General features: G+C 62.1%; 22 protein-coding genes. 11 read left to right on the top strand and 11 right to left on the bottom strand.

What is annotated here, in order from left to right; all coding sequences use genetic code 11:
* Nucleotides 1–33 precede the first annotated feature (33 nt).
* Both ACZ45C_RS10540 and ACZ45C_RS10535 read left to right on the top strand, forming a co-directional pair.
* Nucleotides 34–903, top strand: a complete 870-nt coding sequence (locus ACZ45C_RS10540; RefSeq protein ID WP_460559070.1) for an HpcH/HpaI aldolase/citrate lyase family protein — start codon at nucleotides 34–36, stop codon at nucleotides 901–903.
* Between the two features lie 142 nt (nucleotides 904–1,045).
* Nucleotides 1,046–2,299, top strand: coding sequence for a Glu/Leu/Phe/Val family dehydrogenase (locus ACZ45C_RS10535; RefSeq protein WP_460559068.1), 1,254 nt, complete (start codon nucleotides 1,046–1,048; stop codon nucleotides 2,297–2,299).
* Between the two features lie 31 nt (nucleotides 2,300–2,330).
* Here the strand turns inward: ACZ45C_RS10535 and ACZ45C_RS10530 are convergent, their stop codons facing one another.
* Both ACZ45C_RS10530 and ACZ45C_RS10525 read right to left on the bottom strand, forming a co-directional pair.
* Nucleotides 2,331–3,044: a diphthine--ammonia ligase gene (locus ACZ45C_RS10530; protein ID WP_460559066.1), complete on the bottom strand. Its 714-nt coding sequence runs from the start codon at nucleotides 3,042–3,044 to the stop codon at nucleotides 2,331–2,333.
* 69 nt (nucleotides 3,045–3,113) lie between these two features.
* A complete protein-coding gene (locus ACZ45C_RS10525; RefSeq protein ID WP_460559064.1) occupies nucleotides 3,114–3,713 on the bottom strand; it encodes a hypothetical protein in 600 nt (199 codons plus the stop codon).
* 114 nt (nucleotides 3,714–3,827) lie between these two features.
* Between ACZ45C_RS10525 and ACZ45C_RS10520 the strand changes: the two genes are divergently transcribed.
* Complete coding sequence (locus ACZ45C_RS10520; RefSeq protein WP_460559062.1) at nucleotides 3,828–4,346, top strand: halocyanin domain-containing protein; 519 nt, start codon at nucleotides 3,828–3,830, stop codon at nucleotides 4,344–4,346.
* A 70-nt stretch (nucleotides 4,347–4,416) separates the two neighbouring features.
* Here ACZ45C_RS10520 and ACZ45C_RS10515 read toward each other — a convergent pair whose 3' ends face one another.
* Nucleotides 4,417–4,935: a hypothetical protein gene (locus ACZ45C_RS10515; protein ID WP_460559060.1), complete on the bottom strand. Its 519-nt coding sequence runs from the start codon at nucleotides 4,933–4,935 to the stop codon at nucleotides 4,417–4,419.
* A 174-nt stretch (nucleotides 4,936–5,109) separates the two neighbouring features.
* Between ACZ45C_RS10515 and ACZ45C_RS10510 the strand changes: the two genes are divergently transcribed.
* Entirely contained in the window at nucleotides 5,110–5,385 is a 276-nt protein-coding gene (locus tag ACZ45C_RS10510; RefSeq protein WP_460559058.1) for a cytochrome C oxidase subunit IV family protein, read from the top strand.
* Nucleotides 5,386–5,490: 105 nt separating this feature from the next.
* Nucleotides 5,491–6,240 (top strand): GNAT family N-acetyltransferase, encoded by a 750-nt coding sequence (locus tag ACZ45C_RS10505; protein WP_460559056.1) that lies wholly within the window; start codon nucleotides 5,491–5,493, stop codon nucleotides 6,238–6,240.
* Nucleotides 6,241–6,353: 113 nt separating this feature from the next.
* Here the strand turns inward: ACZ45C_RS10505 and ACZ45C_RS10500 are convergent, their stop codons facing one another.
* The 3 genes from ACZ45C_RS10500 to coxB form a co-directional block, all read right to left on the bottom strand.
* Complete coding sequence (locus ACZ45C_RS10500; RefSeq protein ID WP_460559054.1) at nucleotides 6,354–6,494, bottom strand: hypothetical protein; 141 nt, start codon at nucleotides 6,492–6,494, stop codon at nucleotides 6,354–6,356.
* Nucleotides 6,495–6,638: 144 nt separating this feature from the next.
* Complete coding sequence (locus tag ACZ45C_RS10495; protein WP_460559052.1) at nucleotides 6,639–9,137, bottom strand: cbb3-type cytochrome c oxidase subunit I; 2,499 nt, start codon at nucleotides 9,135–9,137, stop codon at nucleotides 6,639–6,641.
* Nucleotides 9,134–9,904 carry a cytochrome c oxidase subunit II gene (gene coxB, locus ACZ45C_RS10490; RefSeq protein ID WP_460559050.1) on the bottom strand — a complete coding sequence of 257 codons (771 nt, stop codon included), beginning with the start codon at nucleotides 9,902–9,904 and terminating at the stop codon, nucleotides 9,134–9,136. Before coxB ends, ACZ45C_RS10495 begins: the two co-directional genes overlap by 4 nt.
* A 191-nt stretch (nucleotides 9,905–10,095) precedes the next feature.
* On the opposite strand from coxB, the gene ACZ45C_RS10485 reads away from it, so the two are divergent.
* Nucleotides 10,096–10,548 (top strand): hypothetical protein, encoded by a 453-nt coding sequence (locus tag ACZ45C_RS10485; protein WP_460559048.1) that lies wholly within the window; start codon nucleotides 10,096–10,098, stop codon nucleotides 10,546–10,548.
* Between the two features lie 150 nt (nucleotides 10,549–10,698).
* On the opposite strand, the gene ACZ45C_RS10480 is transcribed toward ACZ45C_RS10485, so the two are convergent.
* Nucleotides 10,699–10,899: a VNG_1110C family protein gene (locus tag ACZ45C_RS10480; protein WP_460559046.1), complete on the bottom strand. Its 201-nt coding sequence runs from the start codon at nucleotides 10,897–10,899 to the stop codon at nucleotides 10,699–10,701.
* Between the two features lie 170 nt (nucleotides 10,900–11,069).
* Here ACZ45C_RS10480 and ACZ45C_RS10475 point away from each other — a divergent pair, with 170 nt between their 5' ends.
* Entirely contained in the window at nucleotides 11,070–12,179 is a 1,110-nt protein-coding gene (locus ACZ45C_RS10475) for an OBG GTPase family GTP-binding protein (protein ID WP_460559044.1), read from the top strand.
* Nucleotides 12,180–12,188: 9 nt separating this feature from the next.
* Here ACZ45C_RS10475 and ACZ45C_RS10470 read toward each other — a convergent pair whose 3' ends face one another.
* The 3 genes from ACZ45C_RS10470 to ACZ45C_RS10460 all read right to left on the bottom strand — a co-directional run bounded on the left by ACZ45C_RS10470 (nucleotide 12,189) and on the right by ACZ45C_RS10460 (nucleotide 14,472).
* On the bottom strand, nucleotides 12,189–13,139 hold the full coding sequence (locus ACZ45C_RS10470) for a calcium/sodium antiporter (RefSeq protein WP_460559042.1): 951 nt from the start codon (nucleotides 13,137–13,139) through the stop codon (nucleotides 12,189–12,191).
* An 88-nt stretch (nucleotides 13,140–13,227) separates the two neighbouring features.
* A complete protein-coding gene (locus tag ACZ45C_RS10465; RefSeq protein WP_460559040.1) occupies nucleotides 13,228–13,422 on the bottom strand; it encodes a DUF7333 family protein in 195 nt (64 codons plus the stop codon).
* 105 nt (nucleotides 13,423–13,527) lie between these two features.
* Nucleotides 13,528–14,472: a PhzF family phenazine biosynthesis protein gene (locus ACZ45C_RS10460; protein WP_460559038.1), complete on the bottom strand. Its 945-nt coding sequence runs from the start codon at nucleotides 14,470–14,472 to the stop codon at nucleotides 13,528–13,530.
* Between the two features lie 122 nt (nucleotides 14,473–14,594).
* Here ACZ45C_RS10460 and ACZ45C_RS10455 point away from each other — a divergent pair, with 122 nt between their 5' ends.
* Both ACZ45C_RS10455 and ACZ45C_RS10450 read left to right on the top strand, forming a co-directional pair.
* Nucleotides 14,595–15,941, top strand: a complete 1,347-nt coding sequence (locus tag ACZ45C_RS10455; RefSeq protein ID WP_460559036.1) for an alkaline phosphatase family protein — start codon at nucleotides 14,595–14,597, stop codon at nucleotides 15,939–15,941.
* Nucleotides 15,942–16,000: 59 nt separating this feature from the next.
* On the top strand, nucleotides 16,001–16,588 hold the full coding sequence (locus ACZ45C_RS10450; RefSeq protein WP_460559034.1) for a DUF7097 family protein: 588 nt from the start codon (nucleotides 16,001–16,003) through the stop codon (nucleotides 16,586–16,588).
* 111 nt (nucleotides 16,589–16,699) lie between these two features.
* Here the strand turns inward: ACZ45C_RS10450 and ACZ45C_RS10445 are convergent, their stop codons facing one another.
* Entirely contained in the window at nucleotides 16,700–17,440 is a 741-nt protein-coding gene (locus ACZ45C_RS10445; RefSeq protein ID WP_460559032.1) for a hypothetical protein, read from the bottom strand.
* A 292-nt stretch (nucleotides 17,441–17,732) separates the two neighbouring features.
* Here ACZ45C_RS10445 and ACZ45C_RS10440 point away from each other — a divergent pair, with 292 nt between their 5' ends.
* Together ACZ45C_RS10440 and ACZ45C_RS10435 are read left to right on the top strand one after the other, a co-directional pair.
* Nucleotides 17,733–20,825, top strand: coding sequence for a PGF-CTERM sorting domain-containing protein (locus ACZ45C_RS10440; protein WP_460559030.1), 3,093 nt, complete (start codon nucleotides 17,733–17,735; stop codon nucleotides 20,823–20,825).
* Between the two features lie 120 nt (nucleotides 20,826–20,945).
* On the top strand, nucleotides 20,946–21,125 hold the full coding sequence (locus tag ACZ45C_RS10435; protein ID WP_460559028.1) for an HEWD family protein: 180 nt from the start codon (nucleotides 20,946–20,948) through the stop codon (nucleotides 21,123–21,125).
* Nucleotides 21,126–21,410 lie beyond the last annotated feature (285 nt).

Below are 21,410 nucleotides of genomic sequence, written 5' to 3'. Positions count from 1 at the left end.
TCGATTTATGTCCGTGCGAAGCGATCTCCCGGCATGCCTCGACGAAGTCTCCTGTTTTCTCCCGGAGACCGTCCGGATCTCATGCGAAAGGCGCCGGATTCGGACGCGGACGTGATCTGCTTCGACCTCGAAGACGCCGTCGCCCCCGCACGGAAAGACGAGGCGCGAAGCGCTGTCTCCTCGGTGCTCGCGGACCCCTCGTTCGCTCCCGACGCGGAGGTGTGCGTGCGGCTGACGGCGACGGACCCGGACGCGGATCTCGACGCGGTGGGAGGTACGACCGCGCGAACCGGCGGCGGCGAACGCGACTCCCCGATCGACGCGGTCATGCTCCCGAAAGTCGAGTCGGCCGCGCGCGTCGACGCCGTCGCGACGCTGTGTGCGGAACGCGGGATCGAGTCGGCGGTGTTCGCGCTCGTCGAGACCGCGGCCGGCGTGCTCTCCGCACGCGAGATCGCCGCCGCCGCGCCGACGACGGCGCTCGCCTTCGGCGCCGAGGACCTCGCGGCCGATATCGGCGCGAGCCGTACCGACGAGGGGACGGAAGTCCTGTACGCCCGCGAGCACGTCGTGCTCGCGGCGAGCGCCGGCGGAGTCGACGCGCTCGATACGGTGTACACCGACTTCGAGGACACCGAGGGGCTCCGACGGGACGCCGAGTTCGCGTTCTCGCTGGGTTACGACGGGAAGCTGGCGATCCACCCGGCGCAGATACAACCGATAATGGAGGCGTTCACGCCCGACGGCGAGGACGTCGAGTGGGCGAAGGCGGTGCTCGACGCCCGCGACGAGGCGGACGAACGAGACCGCGGCACGTTTCGAGTCGACGGAGAGATGATCGACGCGCCGCTCATCGCGCGGGCAGAGAAGATCCTCGAACGGGCGGCGGACACGGATCGGTGAGTGCGTCCCAGTGAGTTCCCTGTTGTCACCGACCGCGAGTGACGAAGTCGCGGATTTCTCGGAGTCCGTCCCGCGGCGTATCGCCGCTACACGTTTTGGGCTGTTCGCCACAACTAAATCTACCGCCGGGAGACGTGACCGTATGCCTGACCAGGCCAACCCATTCGAGAGCTTACAAGAACAGGTGGACGACGCCGCCGCGTCGCTCGACGCGCCGCCGGGCGTCATCGAGCGCCTGAAGAACCCCGAGCGGGTGCTGGAGACGAACCTGACGTTCGAACTCGACGACGGGTCACTCGAGACGGTACGGGCGTATCGGTCGCAGTACAACGGTGACAGAGGACCGTACAAGGGCGGCATCCGGTATCATCCGAACGTCACCCGCGACGAGGTGAAAGCGCTCTCCGGGTGGATGGCCTACAAGTGTGCGATCGTCGGGATCCCGTACGGCGGCGGGAAAGGCGGCATCGCGATCGACCCGGCCGACTACTCAGAGGCCGAACTGGAGCGGCTGACGCGCGCGTTCGCGACGGAACTTCGACCGCTCATCGGCGAGGACCGCGACATTCCCGCGCCGGACGTCAACACCGGCCAGCGGGAGATGAACTGGATCAAAGACACCTACGAGACGCTGGAGAACACCACCGCGCCGGGCGTCATCACCGGGAAGGCGCTCGACTCCGGCGGCAGCGAGGGACGCGTCGAGGCGACCGGGCGCTCGGTCGCGCTGTCCGCCCGCGAGGCGTTCGACTGGCTCGACCGCGACCTCGACGGCGCGACGGTCGCCGTGCAGGGATACGGGAACGCGGGGTCCGTCGCCGCGGCGCTGCTCGCCGACCTCGGTGCTCGAATCGTCGCCGTCTCCGACTCCTCCGGAGGGGTCTACGATTCGGACGGCTTCGATCCGAGCGACGTGAAGGCCCACAAGGCCGACACCGGATCCGTGTCCGGGTACGGCGACACCGAGGCGATCACGAACGACGAGTTGCTCACGCTCGACGTCGACGTGTTGGTCCCGGCGGCCCTCGAGAACGCGATCGACGAGTCCCTCGCTCGCGAGGTCGACGCCCACCTGATCGTCGAGGCGGCCAACGGCCCGCTCACGCCCGACGCGGACGACGTACTCACTGACAGCGGTATTCACGTCATCCCGGACATCCTCGCGAACGCGGGCGGCGTCACCGTCTCGTACTTCGAGTGGGTACAGAACCGCCAGCGATTCAGCTGGACGGAAGAGCGTGTCAACGAGGAGCTCGAACGCGTGATAGTCGAGGCGTTCGACGACCTCGTCGACGCCTACGAGTCGAACGACGCGGCGAACCTCCGGACCGCCGCGTACATAGTCGCCATCGAGCGGATCGTGAGCGCGTACGATCAGGCGGGCAGTTGGCCCTAGGCCGGTCGCACGCACCACGCGGGTCTCGCGGTCACTCCAGCCGAGCGTTTCGAACCGTCAGGTGTCCCCGGTCGCCCTCCCAGACCGCGTCCGTCTCCATCGCTATCCGGCGGTCCATGTGCGGCCCGTCGACGACGTACGTCTCGAACTCGCCGCCCTCCCCGAGCGGGTGGACGCCGTACTCCGCGCGGAGGTCGAGCAGTTCGTCGAGCGCGCCCGCGTCGTAGCGTCGCCCGAGCCAGGACTCGTCGAGTCCGTACGCCGCGACCTGCACGATCCGGATATCGAAGCCCGCGTCGAACATCGCCTCGGCGAGGTCGACGGGGTCTTCCCGCCACAGCGGCGCGAACAGATCGATCCCGAGCCGATCGCACATCTCCCGGATCCGACTCGTCTGAAATTCGCTTTCGACCGCGCCGGCGGTGACTCCGGCGAGGTCGAACTCGCCGTCCGCGGCCGTCTCGCGGAGCGCCGCCTCCATCGGCTCCAGTTCGGCGTCGCCCTGTGCGCCCGCGTCGTCCACGTCGTCCGCGCCGAAGTCCTCCGGAGAGACCTCGACGAGGTCGACGCCGACGCTCTCTGCCGCGAGTCCGGCGAGCTCGGTCGCCGGCGTGTGGTACATGTACGAGTCGCCCGCGGGATGGACCGTCAGGAGCCGCGAAACGTCGAGATCCTCTTGGAGGGCGCGATACAGCGCCCACGAGGAGTCTTTCCCGCCCGAAAACAGGCTCACCCAGTCGCTCATGCGTGACCACGGCGGGAGAGGCATAAAGCGGCGACGGTCCGTCCGCGCCGGCGACGGCGGGCACGCCGTTCACTCCGAGTCGTCCGGGTCGATCACGTCGTCATCGACCCGGCCGAGACTGTCCGCGAGTCGAGAGTCGCGGGGGACCGCCTCGAAGAACGCGCCGGACCCGAACGGGGCGTCGGCGTTGATCGAGACGAATCCGAGGTCGGACGGCTCGCCGTCGAGACCCGTGAGAAACGCGACGGTTCGGACGGCAGGCACGTCGTCGACGCGGCCGGAAACGTCGACGGACGCGTACAACCCCCTGTGAGTCGCGACGTGATAGACGCACGCGGGGGTCGGCGCGAAACACAGGAGGAAGTGCGCGCCCGGTTCGGTGCGCCGGAGTTTCGGGCGGATCGCGTGGGTCGAATCCGCGTGGAAGTACCGCTCCATCCGCCGGTACTGTCGGAGCACCTCGTTCGCGCCGGTCGCGCGTCGCACCGCCGCGTCCCCTTTAAGTTCGACGACGTGATCGACGCGCTCCGGCGTGCGGAGACGAACGTACACGTCGGCGACCCCGCGACGACCGTCGGCGTCGTACGGCTCTTCCAACCGGATCTCGGGATCCTCATAGACCGCCGTGTAGTGGTCGACGACGCGCGTCGCTAGTTCGTCCTCCCGCATGAACGGACGGGCGTACCGCCGTCGAATAAACCCGCCGCTATAAACGGACAGCGCGGTCCCGAGTCCGGATAACAGTCAAGGGGTTTGTATGCTCTCGTCCCCTATTGATCGGCGATGCCCGAGAGACTATCCAGACGACGGTACGTCGCCGGAACCGGAGCCGTACTGACGCTCGGCACCCTCGCCGGGTGCTCCGGCGGCGGTGGTGACGGTGGCGACGGAGAGAGCGGATCCGACGGGGGATCGGGCGCGGAGGCGCTTGACGACGTTCCGAGCGCGATAGACGAGTACCTCTCCGACGCGCGCCTTTACGAGGGGACCATCCTCGATTACACGGGCGAAGACGAAGTGACCGTCAGCGTCGGCGCGGGGGAAGTCGGATACGCGTTCGACCCCGCGGCGATCCGCATCGACGCGGGAACGACCGTCGTCTGGGAGTGGAGCGGTCAGGGCGGCGCACACAACGTCCAGTCTGCGGACGACTCCGACACCGACTTCGACAGCGGCAGCGCGGTGACCGAGGAGGGGACCACCTTCGAGCAGACGTTCGAGAGCGCCGGCGTCCAACTGTACTACTGTCTGCCACACCAGACGAGCGGGATGCTCGGCGGAATCGACGTCGTCGAGGGGTGAGGGCTCGAACGCCAGTCGGTCGAGAATCGAACGAGATCACCGCACGCACCGCGCTCCGTCCGGCGGAGCGTTAGGGGAGGTGAGACCACCGAACGTCGACGATCCGGTCGTGCTCGCTCGTGACGGTCGAACGGGCGAGGTGGTCGTTGGCGTTGATGCCTGCGTCGGCCAGTCGCGAGAGCGCCTCCTCCAGGGTTCGATCCGACCGAGTGATCGACGAGTCGCGAACGTACGGCGCGTCGATCGGCTCCGAACGGTCGTTCTCCGTCTGTATCTGATCGGTGAGATCGCGTCCGATCGCGTGTGGTGGCTGGTGGAATCGCCAATCGCCGATCCGCAAGAAGAGCCAGACGTCGCCGTGTATGGAGTGGTATTCCCCGGTGACGTGGGAGGGATCGTGGGCGACGACACGAGCGATCACGTCCGTCTTCGTCCGATACAGCGCGTCCTTGCGCGCGGAACGGACGTTGCTCTCGGTGACGTCGCCGCGGTCATACGCGGCGGTCGCCTCGTCTGCGAGTTGCTTTGCGGCCTTGTTGACGACGTACAGCGATTCCAGCAGATCGTCCGTCGGTTCGAGCGCGTCCACGGTGTGGTCCGGTCGGAGGTCTGTGACCGACGGGTGGTCGGTGCGTCGCGTAAATATGCGTTTCGGGGCGCGTTTTCGGTCCGCATCTGACGGAGGCAGGAAGCGATCGACACCGCCGAGACGGGTCTCGGATGGTTAATTCTTTAAGCACACGGACGAAGGGGAATCCAAGCAATGTCGTCCGATTCCCTCAAACTGTACTCGGCGATATACGTCGCGCTCCTGATCGCGGCGGCGCTGAACTTCGTTCTCTTCGAGGCCGACTTCCTCAACTTCACGTACGCGCAGGCGCTCGGCGGGACGCTGGTGATCGCGACGGTGAAGACGCTCCTCATCGTCGCGTACTTCCAACACCTCCGGTGGGAGAACCGCTCTCTGACCTACGTGATGACGCTCGCGCTCGCACTCACGATGCTCCTGATGGCGGCGGCGACGTACTCCATCTCGTAGTCGGCGTCTTGTGCGGTGTGAGTCGTTCGCAAACGCGGAGATTCCCGAACGAGAGATTTGACACGTTCGGGCGTGTTTTTTGTAGTCGCGGGAGAATGTCGCATCATGGAACTGCGAGCTGCGACGACCGACGACATCGATGCCATCCGACAGGTCGCCCGTGAGTCACTCGTTGCCTCCTACGAGCACGCGGTCGACCGAGCGCTCCTCGAAGAGGCGGTCGACGAGTGGTACGACCCGTCCGACCTCGACGACGACATCGACGACGACGAGACGGTGTGTCCCGTCGCCGTCGTTGACGGCGAGGTGGTCGGGTTCGCCGAGAGCTACGTGATCGGTCGGCGCGAACGAGTCGGCGAAATCGACTGGCTGCACGTCCATCCGGACCACCGCGGGTCGGGGATCGGCTCCGCGCTGTTGGCGTTCGTCGAGTCGGAACTCAAAGATGCGGACGTCGACCGCATCGAGGCGCGCGTGCTCGCCACCAACGAGGCTGGTACCGTGTTCTACGAGTCAGAGGGATACGAACTGGTTGACGAACGTGCCGTCGAGATCGGTCAAGAAACCTTCGAGGAGCGAGGCTACCGGAAACAGCTCAGCAGGCTGACCGGCATCTCCGAGGGCGTCGTCGAGACGGACGACGGCGAGCGCCTCTACGTCGCCTTCGACGAGAGCGAGCGTGGATCGCTCGCGCCGTTTTATGTCGCGTACACCGACCCGGACAGAGAACAGCGGTACGGCTACTTCTGTGGCGACTGCGAGGGGACGAACATCGCTATCGACACGATGGACCGGATGGAGTGTGCAGACTGCGGGAACCGCCGCAAACCCTCCCGGTGGGACGCGGCGTACTGACACGTCGCCCGTATCGCAGGTTCCGCCGGCGTGAACTCTTCTCGGCGTCCTCTCGTCGGCGATTTCGTCTTGAGGCCGCGTCGCTGGCGGCCCGTCACCGAGGTGTTCCGCAGCTACTCACCGTTGTGCGGACCGTCACCGCGCCATCGGCGGTACAGTAGATACGCGATCCCGAGACCGAGTCCCCACGATCCGACCCCGAGCACCGCGAACGCGACGCCCCACAGGAACTCACCGGTCGGAACTCCGAACATACCGCCTCTCGGCGTTTGCGCCACATAAACGCACCGAGCACTCGCCGCGTCCGAGTGACTCTCCCAGCACGAGTCGCGTTTCGCGAGACACGCTAGCGAACTGCAGAACGGAGATCGGCACCGACGTTCGAAGGGGCGATCCCCTCAGAAGAGGTAGAACAGCGGGAAGATGAACACCCAGACGATGTCGACGAAGTGCCAATAGAGTCCGAAGTACTCGATCGGGCGTTCGTCTTCCATGTAATGGCCCTGATACGCCCTGTAGAACAGGAAGATGGCGATCAGGAGACCACCGACAACGTGAATCCCGTGGAGTCCCGTCGTCACGTAGTAGATCGACGCCTGGATCGGGTCACCGTGGGAGTTCTGTGCGATGGTGACGCCCACGTCGAATATCTCGTGGTGCCACTCCCACAGCTTGATCGCCAAGAAGGCGAATCCGAGCGCGATGGTCGCTCCGAGCGACGCGAGCAGCCCCTGCCGGCTCTTCCGGTGGGCCGCTACCAGCGCGAGGATGACGGTGAACGACGAGGTGAGCAGCACGAACGTGTTGATCAGCCCCGGCAGCGACTCGGTCAGCGGCGACCACGTGCGCCAGCCGGCGTTGTAGCGGACGAAGATCGCCGCCGACAGGAACGCGCCGAAGACGATCACGTCGGACGCGAGGAAGAACCACATGCCCAGTTTGACCTTCTCGACGCCGTTGAACGGCCACCGCTCAGCGAACTCGGTGGGCGGCGCGTAGAAGTCTTCGAGCCCCCACTTCACTCCGCTCCCGATGAGACCTACGAGCCCCACGACGGTGAGGATCGGGTAGACGGGGTTGGAGATGGTCACGGTCGTCGACGCGAGCGACTCGCCGAGTTCGAAGACGACGTTGTCGTGGAACCCGGAGAGTCCGAGGAACAGCACCCCGAGCGCGAACGAGAGCGCGAGCGGCCAGATGCTCGCGTGGCTCGGGTGTTTGTCCCAGTACGGATACTCGTTGATGTGCGCCGAGTGACTGTCGCCGCCGTCCGTGGCGACGTCGCCGCTGTCGTCGGTTTTCACTGCCGGGCCGCCGTCGGGCACGTAGTCTTTGACGAACTCCAGTTTCCCGGACGCGTACGAGGGGCGGTTCGACCAGTTTTCAAGCGGCGGCGGCGACGGTACCGCCCACTCCGCGGTCCGTGAGTAGTCCCACGGATTGGGGCCGGCGTCGGGGCCGGAGACGAACGACTTCGCGAAGTTGTAGAACATGATGAAAAAGGAGAACCCGAGCAGGAACGCGCCGATCGTCCCGATCTGGTGGTAAATCTGGAACGCGGGGTTGTACTCGAAGACGCGGCGGGGAGTCTCCCAGCCGAGGAACATCGAGAAGTACACCGCGTTGAACCCGATGAAGAACAGCACGAAGTGGATCTTTCCGAGGAGTTCGTCGTACATCTTCCCGGTCATCTTCGGGAACCAGTAGTACGCCGCGCCGAACAGCGCCGTCGCGCCCCCGAACATCACGTAGTGGAAGTGCGCGACCACCCAGTAGGTGCCGCGGAATTCGTAGTCGAGCACGATAGCGCCGAGGAAGACGCCGGTGATACCTCCGAGGATGAACAGCAGCAGTGCGCCGAAAGCGAAGAGGAACGGCGTCGTGAATTGAATCCGCCCCTTGATCAGCGTGTAGATGAGCGAGAAGACGACCAGATCGAAGGGGAGTGAGATGCCGATGGTCGTCGCCATCATCAACGTCTTGATCTCGAGATTGATCGTCGTCAGGAACATGTGGTGCATCCACACGAGGAACGACTGGACCGAGATCAGGCAGATTGAGATGATCACCCACTTCCGGCCGACGAGCCGACGTCCAGAGAACGTCTGGAACAGCTCTAACATCGCTCCGAGCGCCGGGAAGAAGACGATGTACACTTCCGGGTGACCGAAGAACCAGAACAGGTGGCCCCACAGGAGAGATCCTCCCTCAGTCGCGGAGAAGTAGACGCTCCCGAGCACGCGGTCGGACGCGAGGATGAGGCCGACGGCGAGCAGCGCCGCGAACGCGAACAGCATCATCCACACCGTCGCCAGCATCGACCAGGTGAACATCGGCATATCCATGATACCCATCCCCTCTGCGCGGGAGTGATGGATCGAGGTGAGGAAGTTCACCGTCGACGCGGTGACACCGATGACGAACATCGCGAGCGCGAGCACCGCGCCGGTCGATCCGATGCTCGGCGTGTACATCGGTATGTTGAGCGGTGCGTACATCGTCCAGCCGGCGTTCAGTGTGCCGCCCTGGAAGAAGCTGATCCCGAGGAGGATACCCGAGAACAGATACATCCAGTACGAGAGCGCGTTCAGTCGCGGGAACGCGAGGTCGTCCGCGCCGATCTGTAACGGCACGAAGTAGTTCGCGAATCCGAACCCGAACGGCGAGAGGAACCAGAACACCATTATCAGCCCGTGGGCGGTGACCGCTTCGTTGTACGCGAGCCCGGAGAGCACCTGATTCGCCGGGTCCCACAGCTGCACTCGGATGAGCAGCGCGAGAACGCCACCGAAGAGCAGGAAGAACAGGGCCGTGATCGTGTACAGGATTCCGATGTCCTTGTGGTTCGTCGTAACGAGCCACCGTTTCACCGACGTCGTCGGCGGAAGCTCACTCATGCGGGGACACCTCCGGCGGCAGCGCCGCCGATGTTGGAACTGTTCTCGGTGCCGTTTTCACTCCCGGTTCCCGCGTACCACTCTTCCCACTCGTCTTGCGGAATCACGGTTATCTGTCCCTTCATCGCAGAGTGCCCCGAGCCGCAGAGTTCGAAGCACTCGACCATGTACGTCGCTTCGCCGCCCTGCGCTTCGACCTCCTCAGAACTCACGGAGAACCAGTTGCTACTGGTCTCTCCGGGGATAGCGTCCGATTTTATTCGCAACTCTGAGGAGCCGAAGTTGTGCCACACGTCTCTAGACGTCACCTCGATGTCGATCCGCTGGTCGGCCGGAACGATCATCTCGCCGGTCTCGGTGTGGCCGTTCGGATACTCGTACTCCCAGCCGAACTGGTACCCCTCGACGAGGATCTCGATGTCGCCCTCGTCGCCAGTGTCCGGTCCCTCTTCGACGTAGAGGAGGATCCCGTACGCGTACACGACGAGACTGATGACGACGATGGCACTCAGACCGAAGGAGAGGAAGAGTTTCTTTGCTTTCGGACCGCCCTGTCCCGTCGGAAGCTCGCCGACGACCGGCGCGTCGAAGTCGTCTTTCGGCTCCCCGCCGTCGTCGCGGTACTTGTACACGTTCCACAGCGTGTACGAGATGACAATCGTACCGATAAGGGTGCCCAGCGCGAGGAAGACGAAGAAGATCTCGTCGAACACCTCCGCCTGTGCGCGCCAGCCGGTTCCCTGTTGCAGTATCACTGTATCTATCATGTTCGTCTGTCTGCTCTTGTACCCTCCTTGGCGATGGCACACTTAGCTCTTGTGTAGCAAGTCGGAGGCCCTCTCGTCTCGCGTTTGATATCTCGTGTGACGCGTCGGTGAGAGACGTCCGCCGCTCCCGAAACCGAACGTGTCGAAGGCTATTTGTACGCGCGAACGGACGGAACAACAACGAACTCACCATGGTCTCACTCACGCTTTTGAGCACGGCACTGATGGGGCTGCTCGTCGTGGCCACGTTCGTCGCCGTGGCCCGGATCGGCGCGCAACGAACGGCCCCCGGAGCGGACGAACAAGATCGGTACGCCGCGGTCACCGAAACGCTGAGCGACATCGCCGGGACGCCGGTCGTCTGGGCGATCGGATTCATCACCGTCACCGTCGGTATGGGTGCGGTGACGCTGCTCGCCGTCGGCAATTTCGGAATTCCAGAGGCGCTCGCCGGCACCCTCCTCTCGCTTGTGTACGCCGCCGTCGGACTGCTCTTGGTCGGATTCGTCTTCCTCGGCGCATACTTCGGCGCCCGCGGCCGTGGGCTCGGAAACGCACACGGAGTTGCGGCCGGGTCGTTCGCGACCGGGCTGGTGTTCCTCGTCGTCATCTCGATTCAGCTTCTCGTCGGTATCGTCGGCTGACTGCGGGACGCCACCGGCCGCAGCCGGTGGAGGCAGATCGACGGACACTTCGCGCCGATCGAGCGGCGTCGTGTCGTCGGATTCCCATCGAGACCCCGGTGTCTCGACACGATGGTTCCGGATCCGGAACGAACGGCTATGGGTGAGGACTCACGTGACGGCCACGCCGTTCCGCGCGAGGTAGTCGCTCGCCGCCTTGATTTCGACGGGGCTACCGATGATACGAGAGCACCCGTTCGATTCGACAACGGTCACGGTGAAGCGCTCGTGAATCCGGTCGCGAAGACCGTCGAGCGCGTGACACGGAAGGACGATCTGCGTGCTGTCACGGAGGCTCGACGGATCGGGCATTCGGTGTACAGGCAGATCAGACGGAGCGAATATAACTGTGTCGAAGCGTCGACACGATGGGCGACACCGATTGACGCGATCGGTCGAGACGACCGCTGCCACGTGGGCGACCCGCAGTCCGGCAGTCAGAAAGAACACCTTTAACGAGCCGAGCGGCCGACGGTACACCAATGGGACTGGAGGAAGAGATCGAGGACCTCCGCGAGGAGATCGCCGGGACGCCCTACAACAAGTCCACCGAGGCACACATCGGGCGACTGAAGGCGAAACTCGCGGAGAAAAAGGAGAAACTGGAAAACCAGTCCTCCGCCGGCGGCGGACACGGCTACGCCGTCGAGAAGCACGGCGACGCCACGGTCGCGCTCGTCGGGTTCCCGAGCGTTGGCAAATCGACGCTCATCAACGCCCTCACCAACGCCGACAGCGAGGTCGGTTCCTACGAGTTCACGACGCTCGACGTCAATCCGGGGATGCTGATGTACCGCGGTGCGAACATCCAGATCCTCGACGTGCCGGGGCTGATCGAAGGGGCGGCGGGCGGACGCGGGGGCGGGAAGGAGGTGCTCTCCGTCGTCCGAACCGCGGACCTGGTCGTGTACGTCCTCTCCGTCTTCGAGATCGAACAGTACGACCGTCTGAGCGAGGAGCTGTACAACACGAACATCCGGCTCGACACCGAGCCGCCGAACATCAACATTCGGAAGACGCACAAAGACGGCATCGGGGTGACGATGAGCGACGACGTGAGCCTCGCCGAGGACACCGTCAAGCAGGTGCTCCGCGAGTACGGCTACGTCAACGCCAAGGTGACGATCCCCCACGACCTCACGATCGACGAACTCGTCGACGCCGTGATGGACAACCGAGAGTACCTCCCCTCGATGGTCACCGTGAACAAGGCCGACCTCATCGACAAGGACTACCTCCCGACGGTCAAGCGGGAACTCCGCGAGCGCGACCTCGATCCCGACGACGTCATCTTCATCTCGGCCGAGGAGAACCTCGGGTTAGACGGGCTCAAAGAACGACTCTGGGAGGAACTCGGGCTCATTCGGATCTACATGGACAAGCCCGGTCGCGGCGTCGATTACGAGGAACCGCTGGTCCTCTTCGAGGGCGACACCGTCGGCGACGCCTGCGAGAAGATCGGCGGCGAATTCGACGAGCGATTCAAGTTCGCGCGCGTCTCGGGACCGAGCGCCAAACACGACGACCAGCAGGTCGGAAAGGGCCACGAACTGGCCGACGAGGACGTGCTTCGGATCGTCGCGCGAAAGTGACGCCCGGCACTACGGCAGTAACAGAAAAATAAACACCAGATAGCCGGCGACGAGGACGGCGCCGTCGAGTCGGGAAACTCGCTCGTGGCGGTACATCAACCCGACGACCAGTCCGGTGAACGCGAGGAGCGCGGGAAGCTCGAACTCGCGCACGCCGGGGCTCACGCTGATCGGCGTGACGAGCGCGACGATACCGATGACGGCGAGCACGTTGTAGATGTTCGATCCGACGACGTTGCCGACGCTGAATTCCGCTTCTCCACGGATGGCGGCGACGACGCTCGCAGCCAGTTCCGGCAGTGAAGTGCCGAGCGCAAGCACCGTGAGTCCGATGAACAGGTCGGAGAAGCCGGCGGCTGCCAGCAGCGACTGCCCGCCGGTGATGAGCCAGCGGGACCCGAGGACGAGCGCGACGAGCCCGCCGGCGACCGCGGCGACGTCTCGCAGCCTCGCGTCGGGCATCACCTCGCGCTCGGCGTCCGTGATCGTCGATTGCGTCTCGCGGATTCGACGCATGATCACGGCGGTGAACGCGACGAGCGTCGCGAGGAGCACGATCCCGTCGAGCGCGCCGATACGCCCGTCCCAGCCCAGTCCGGCGAGCAACAGCGCGGCGAGCACCATGAACGGGACGTGTCGCCGCAACACGGTGTCCGAGATGTCCAGCGGACGGATCAGCGCGGAGACCCCGAGCACGAGTCCGATGTTCGCGACGTTCGAACCGACGATCGCTCCCAGTCCCGTGTCCGTCGACACCGTGATAGCCCCCAGAAGCGAGACGAACAGCTCTGGGGTGGTGGTCGCGAACGCGACGACGGTGACGCCGACGGTCGACGCCTTCAGGCCGAGCGCCAACGCGAGGTCACTCGCACCCCGAACGAGCAGCTCAGCACCGATGTACAGGAGAGCGGCACCGCCGGCGAGCAACAGGAGTTCGATCAGCGGCGGGCCGGGTGACACGGCTCTGCGTTCTCGGCGATGTTCAAAAAGCGTCGCGGTTCCGGTTCTGATCTCGGGATGACGGGTCCGTTTCCGAAGGCGAGTCGACTTACACCCGCGTCGCGCGGAACTGTCTGTGTTTCACGCCGATGGCGAACGCGACGGCTCCGAACACGAGCATCGAGGGCACGACCATCATCAGCGTCGTCTGGAGCGGCATCATCCCGGCTCCGATCAGGCCGCCGGCTCCGATCGCGACGATCAGTATCAGCAGCGCGGCCGCGCGTGGCAGGTCGAAGTCCATACGCCCGGTACGGCCTGCGCGACCCTAAGCGTTCGGCCAGTGTCTCCCATGTTTCCGTATCGCAGAGGGACACAGAACCGAGTCGGCGCCGACACACGGTGGCGCTCAGGCTTCGATGATCCCATCTCCGTCGCCGTCGTCCGCTGGCAGCCGGAGATCGATCTCCGCGGAGACCGCGGCCGTCCCACCGATACAGACATCGTCGTCGTCGAGACGGGTCCGGACATGCCCCGGCCGATCGAGAAAGTGTCCCTGTTCGAACCGCAGTTCGTCGGGGAACTCGCCGTCGAAGGCTTCTACGGCCCGGAGATACCCGGTGACGGCACCGCTCGCGGTTCCCGTCACCGGGTCTTCGTCGATCCCGACCGCCGGCGCGAACGCTCGCCCGTGCACGGTCGACTCGGCCTCCAGCGTGTCGAAGGTGAACGCGTACACGCCCGCCACGTCGAACTCGTCCGAGAGGGCCTCGATCGCGGTCGCGTCCGGGTCGGCCTCGCCGAGTCGCTGAAGGAAGTTCACGGGAACGACGAGCCACGGGAGTCCCGTCGACGCGACGGCGGGTGGAAGATCTGCACCGATGTCGGCGAGCGCCGCCGGGTCGACGCCGAGCGCGTCTCCGAGGCAGTTCGCGTCGAGCCGATCCGGGCTGATCACGTCGACGGTCGGGGGGTTCTGTCGCATCCAGACCGTTCCGTCATCGTCGATCCGAACAGCGAGATCGCCGGCGTTCGTCCGGACGGTTCGCTCGCCCGCGTCGACCGTACCATCCGCGTACAGCGCGGCGTAGCTCGCGACGGTCGCGTGGCCGCACAGATCCACCTCGGCCGAGGGAGTGAAATAGCGGATCCGCTCGTCGATCTCCGCACCGTCCCCCTCGTCGCTCTCGTCGGCCGCAGAGAGAAACGCGGTCTCGGAGGCGCCGAACTCCGCGGCGATCTGCGCCATGCGATCGTCGCTCAGCCCCGTCGCCTCCGGCACGACCCCGGCGACGTTCCCGGCCAGCGGTTCGTCCGTGAATGCGTCGACGAACAGCGCGCGTCGCGTCTCCATGGAGGCATCTCGACGGCCGACCTGAAAAGGGTCCCGAGGAACGGTCGAACGGAGCCCATCGACAGCTGTCGGCGTCGGCGACCGATGTGAACCCTTTTGCCCTCCACGACGGATGAGATGGTATGGGCCTCTTCGACCGGCTGCGAGGGAACGACACCCCGCGAGTGGCGTTCCTCGGGATCGACGGCCTCCCGCACGGTCTCATCGCAGACAATCCGGACACGTTCCCGACGCTGTCGGCGATAGCCAACGACGGCGACGGTGGACAGATCGACAGCACCGTACCGCCCGATTCGAGCGCGTGCTGGCCGGTACTCACAAGCGGCGTCAACCCCGGTGAGACCGGTGTGTACGGGTTTCAAGACCGCGAGATCGGCTCGTACGACACGTACGTTCCGATGGGTCGTGACGTGCAGGCAACCCGGGTGTGGGACCGTGCCACCGAATCCGGGCTCGACGCGACGGTGATGAACGTCCCGGTCACCTTCCCGCCACAGCGAACGGTCCAGCGGATGGTCTCCGGCTACCTTTCGCCCGATATCGACGCGGCCGCCCACCCCGACGAACTCCGAAAGCATCTCTCGGAGAGCGGCTACCGACTCTCCGTCAACGCGAAGCTCGGGCACAGAGCCGATAAGACCGACTTCATCGAGCACGCCCGCGAGACCCTCGATGCTCGCTACGAGGCCTTCTCACACTACCTCGGCGAGGACGACTGGGACCTGTTCTTCGGCGTGTTCACCGCCCCAGACCGTATGAACCACTTCCTGTGGAGTGACTACGCCGACGGCGGACCGTATCGCGACGACTTCCTCTCGTTTTACGCCACGCTCGACGACTACATCGGCACGATCCGCGAGCGGCTCCCGGACGACGTCACCCTCGTTGTCGGGTCCACACACGGGTTTACGCGACTGCGCTATGACGTGTACTGCAACGAGTGGCTCGAACGGGAGGGGTGGCTCTCGTACGCGAGCGACGCGCACGACTCGCTCGCCGACATCGACGGTGACGCCCGAGCGTACTCGCTCGTTCCCGGCCGATTCTACCTCAACCTAGAGGGTCGCGAACCGACGGGAGCCGTTCCCGAGTCCGAATACGAGACGGTCCGCGCCGAACTTCAATCGGCGCTCAAGGCGTGGGAGGGCCCGAACGGAAAGCCCGTCGCGAAGCGCGTCGTCGAGCGGGAGACCGTGTTTCGCGGCGACCACGACGAGATCGCGCCCGACCTCGTCGTCATCCCGAACGAAGGGTTCGACCTCAAATCCGGCTTCCGCCCTCACGACGACATGTTCGATCCCGACGGCCCGCGGACGGGCATGCACACGTTCGAGGACGCCGGACTGTTCATCGACCATCCGGACGCGAAAGTCGAAGACGCGGACCTACTCGACATCGCGCCGACCCTCCTCCGACTGCTCAACGTCGAGTACGGTCGAACGGACCTCGACGGGGCGAGCCTCGTCTAGCGAACCGGTCTTCTTGGGGTCGGACTTGGTTTGAAGTGTACCGACGCGCACCCTCAGCTATGGAACACACGCCTGACGGAACTCCCGTCGGCGTCGACGATCCGTACGCGGTCGCCGGCGTCTGCGATCATCTCACCGACGACGGTCGCTGTCGCTTCGCGTTGGCTCGACCGGGGGACGATCCCACGTTTGCCGCGGACAGACGTACGGACGGCTACGCGTGTCACGTCGGCGCAGACGGGGACTGGAAGGCCTGCTCGCACTACCGATCGACGACCGACGGGCGAGAGTGCCGACGGTGCGGACTGGCGGAGCATCGACTGTCACACGACGACGCACGTCCGCTCGTCGAAGAACACCATCTGTCGTACGGACACGGTCGGCCCAACGGAGACGCGCCGGCGGGAGACGAAAACAATTCGGACGACGCAGATGTCGGACCTCACGAGATCACCGTCGCACTCTGCCGCTGGTGTCACACGAAGGTCCACCGTTCGTTCGCGCGGATCGACGACGACGCGAGCCCGGATACCGAGGCGATCGCGGAACTGGAGGGTCGTCGAAGCAAGACTCGGTCGGAGTCGGCCTTCGAGACAGCGGGCGAGCGTCGCAGCCGGAGCGCCCGAGATGACGGAACGGACGGCTGAACGCGAACTCAGAGAACCGTACCAGACTCCCGACAGAACCCAGATGGCGGCTGTGAGCGGATCTTACAGAGAACCAAGGAGAATCCCCGCTTCAGAGCGGGGGTGAATCCGTCACTCGTCCGGTTTCGGACGGATCAGGTTTGCGAGGGAGACGAGCAGTCCGAGGAACCATCCGAGCGGGATCGAGATCCCGACCCACATCAGGACGTATCCCAGTCCGGGGATGCCCCACTGCGCGCCGAACGTCTCTAGGTCGAACGCCTCGCGGAGCGTCTCGTTGATCCCGCCGACGGCGAGGAACGTGTCGAGTATCCACCGCGCGAGTTCGTAGCTCGGATCGAGCACGATGTCGGAAATAGCCGGGGTAAGCAGTGCGGCGACGACCGGCGGGAGGAAGATCGCGGTCATCGCGAATGGGTACGCGAGGAGGACGCTCACGTACCGCCCGCCTACCTTCGAGAAGCCGGCAGCGAGCCCGGCGGAGATGACGGCGACGACGCTTGCACCTCCGATCCCAAGCATCACGTCGGTCGGGAGCTGTAGGTGTGCGATGAGCGTGAGCGAGCCCCAGACTACCGCAGCAACGAGGACCGCGCCGGCAACGCCGAACCGGGCGACTGCGGAATCGAGTTTCGCAGCGTAGTATCGCGTGGCGAACCCGACGAGCAGGAGGGGGTACGCGATCGCGACGAGCGGTGCACCGAGGATGGCCCAGAGATTATATCCGATGGTCTGTGTGGTCGTCTCCGGCTTCCACTTTCCCAGCACCGTGCTCGGATCCAGTTGTCTGGGGAAGACAACTTCCATCCACGTCTCGTGGAGACGGACCACGTCAAGGAGGAGCGCTTCCACCAGTCCTGTTTGTCCTCGGCGTTCCATTTGGAACACCTCGCACACGGGACACCGTGAACTTTGTGCCTTCGCCCGGCCATGAGACGTTGACGTGAAGTGACCGTCCGAACAATCGAGTCGGTTATTTCTGTCGGGCGAAGCTTTCTCATCCGTAACTGATATATAAATTATCGCGCCGAGTTGAACTATCCCGCGACGTGAGACTTCGGTTACGTAGTGGGCTCGTGATGTCGTGCCAATTTTCGGCACAAGAGTCCCTTAGCTGCAGGTCCGGTCGCTGTGGACGAACACGATGGACCGGACAAGTTCACCTCGGTACGTGCCGCTTGCTATAGCAGCAGTGTTGGTTATGATTGTGGCAGTTGGATTCATTGGTGTCGGAGAGGTCTCAGCTGAATCAGACTATTCGTATAGTACAGAAATAAACAAAACGGGTGATCCTGAAAATGTATATCCATATAGTGATTCCCAAAATACCACTAATATATCTATTAAGTATGATGTGGTCGATGAAAATAGTGAGATCAAATTGTATATCGACATATCTGAATTAGATTTGGAAAATGTTAATCTCTCAGATGCAAGAATTTCTGAAATCTATATGTCTGGAGGTAATGTAACACGAATTAATGATACGAGTGAAGAGGATACACGAGTGTTGTCAATTACACTAGAACCAGATAGTATCTCTGGTGAAATTAAAATACAAAAAATTGGGATCTCCGGAATCAACTCTTCCAGAGTAACTGGAGTTAATCAGATACAATATCATCTGGGAGTAACGAGCAATGACAGTAGTTATCAGACGATCTCGGAAAGCGGTAATACATATACTTCGTCTAAATTTAAGATAGCAGCTGGCTCATTAAGCGTAGTTGATCAGGCTACAGGCTCAACATATTTTTCAAGCAGTACCAGAACGAAGCCGGGCGTCACAATAAGTAACCCAGACGCAAATGTTGATTCTACGATAATAATAACTCGTGGAACAAAACAAATGAGAATTGAAGGAGCGGAATCATATTCTGCAAGCTACTTAGATGGATCACGAAATATAACATTAGAATCTAATTTTGGTGGAGTAATGAACGCCTTCTTGATTCCAACAGAGAATGTTGAAATTATTGAACAAGATGGCAGTGAGTATCTTGCGGAATCATCAATAAACTCCGCGCTACATTATGATGATTTTCATAGTTTCTTAGGTAGTGTCAGATTTAATAATCAAACATTCGAATCAAAAATAGAATCTGAAATAATCATTGCAGAATCTGAACTTAGAGATGGGCAAGACGAAAATACACCATATATTATTTCCCTTCATCCAGTAACAACCACTGGGAAAATAAAACACGACATAATCTATGGCTATTCAGATGTTCTTACAGGCGTAAACAACAATAGCAAGTTATACATTAGAAACAAAACTGGAAAAAATAACACTATTTGGCATAGTAATCAGTTTGCGGCAAGTATCCGACTGGCAAGAGGATACTCTGAAGGCAGCAATATTGAATTAACTGATACACAAATTCTATCTAATACTGATGTACATTCGGGATTTGTTGAAAATGGTGTTTCAGATGGGAGCATAATCTCAGTATTAGAAGAATTTGATCGGAACAAAAATGGTAATTTAGCTACAGACAACTATTTCTCGGCAAACTATTCAAATAGCACTATATATGGCGGTCAGACCATCGGGTTTGATACTGAAACAGAAACTTCAGAAAATATTGAATTAAATAGAATTGATGGTAATAATTCCTCAATTATAACTAGTTTGGGAACCCATATAAATAATTCAACAAATGTTGCATTTAACACATCTAATCTGGAATCTGGTGAATATTACTTAACTGGTGGCGAATTTGAACCAAGCACCACTTTCGAAATTGTCGAATATTCCGAACAATTTGTGAATATAAGTAGTGCGAATGACGGTATCTCTCTTGGAGGCAATTTTCGCTCTTTTATTCACCATAACACTCCTCATATTAATGTCTCATTTTTAGACGTAGAATCCAATTCTACTGTCGCAACTGTCGAACTCGCAACTCCCAACGAGGGCGTGACACCGGTACAATTCAACACCTACGCCGCGAGAAACGCATCTCTGAGCGACGAACTGGTCACCGTTGGTCCGGGGGCGACGGTCGAGTCTGTGGACGTGGCAGCGGACAACGAATCTTTCTCATCGGGGGCATACGAGATCGCGGTTCGGTCCGAGTACGATGCGGTCACGACGACAAACGAGACCCGAATAACGCTTCAGAACCGTTCGACTGAGGAGATAACGGCGTACACAACCGACCAGTTCGGCCCCTCTGAGTTCAACTCCGTCAGCGCGATCAGAGAGGCGATCGACACCGAGGCGATAGCGTCATCGTCGTCGATCCGGGCGACCGATACGGTCGTATACGCGGTGAACGCGTCGGGGCTCGCCGGACTACCGGCCGCGAGAAACGCTCCTCTCAGGACCGGCCGCGACCTTGCGGCACTCGGCGGCCTCCAGTTCGGTGTGACGCCGACCGAACCGTCACTCGCGACGGCCGCGACGACTGACAACATCGGAATCACGCCCGAGAATTCGTCCGTGTATCTCGACGATCACGGCCTATACCTCGTCGCCGAGGGTAACGAGGCGCTCGGAGTCGACGACGCGCCAGCAGACGGGGAATCGTTTACCGCCGCGTTCCGCGTCACAGACGATACCTTGCGGGACGCCACGAGCGATCCGGACGACGACCACGTCGTCTCGACGACGCTGACGTTCGAGATCGAGGACGACGATACGCGGAGCGACGGCGATGACGAATCTGTCGGAGGAAGCGCCGGAGCGGGTGGTGGCGGTGGAGGTAGTGCTGGTGGGGGAGGCGGAGGAGGCAGTGGGGGCGGAGGCGGTGGAGGCGGTGGCCTATCAGGAGGGAGTAGTGGCGCAGCGGGCATCGACAGTGGAAGCGGCGGCAGCACGCTGTCGGCCGGCCGGAGCGACGCGTGGCCGTCCGACGGAGTCACCGAGGGTGACCTTCCCTCTCGAAACGGGATCCGGTTTGGCACTCGCCCAGCGGCGGATATGCTGACAGCGTCGATGTCGCCTCCACTGACGGCTTCGCTCGTCATGTCGGAGACTGAATCCGGGATCCTCACCGAGAGGGGACAATCGCGTTCCGACGCCGTCGTGGACGGTCAAGGTGGGATGGTGACCGGCGGCGACGTGGCACCGAAGTCCGGCAGGACGACCGACCCGACGAGACGCACCGCGACGCCGACTTACGAGAACGCACCGATTCGGGCGACAGCGGAAGATGTTCCGGGATTCGGCCCGCTCGCGGCAGTCGTCGCGTTCGTCTTGGCAGGCGTATTCGCAGTGCGCCGACGGTGATTTGGAACGCATTTGGGACGTGAGTGCCTCGGTCTATTCGGTCTGCAACGCTCCCGTGTAGTGACTGACGTCATCCGAGACAGCGGTATCCTTTTGCTGGATCGGTGCGTTCTCTCAGGTATGAGCGTCACCATCACGCCGCCGCGAAAGCGCGAGTGCGAGCTGTGCGGCCGCGAGGAGCGGTGGGACGACGATCTCGATGGCTGGCAGATTGCCGGTGAAACCGGCAACGTGTACTGCATCCACGAGTGGGATATCAACGGATCGTTCACTCCGCTAGAGAAATCAAACCTGTCATAGTTGCGATCGGAGATGGTTCGCTGACATCGACGGTGAAGTGAAATGGTGACAGGGGTATCTGACGCGTGTGAGAATCGATTGGTTGCATTGCTGATCTCTGATCGGTGTTCGTCTCGACAGTTTTCATTCCGGAATCGATGTCCTCTTTGGAATTATTTGTAGATAGTATATCCGTAAATACTTGGGATATATTCACTTTTCTGCCGGGATATTCATCAATCGCCTTTTGTTGAGTATAGTATAATACCCTGATGGATTATTACATTATATTCCCTAATGTGTGTA

It is taken from the genome of Halorubrum pallidum (assembly GCF_055380345.1).
The sequence above is the reverse complement of the archived record's forward strand: the minus strand, read 5'-3'. Positions and strand labels throughout refer to the sequence as shown.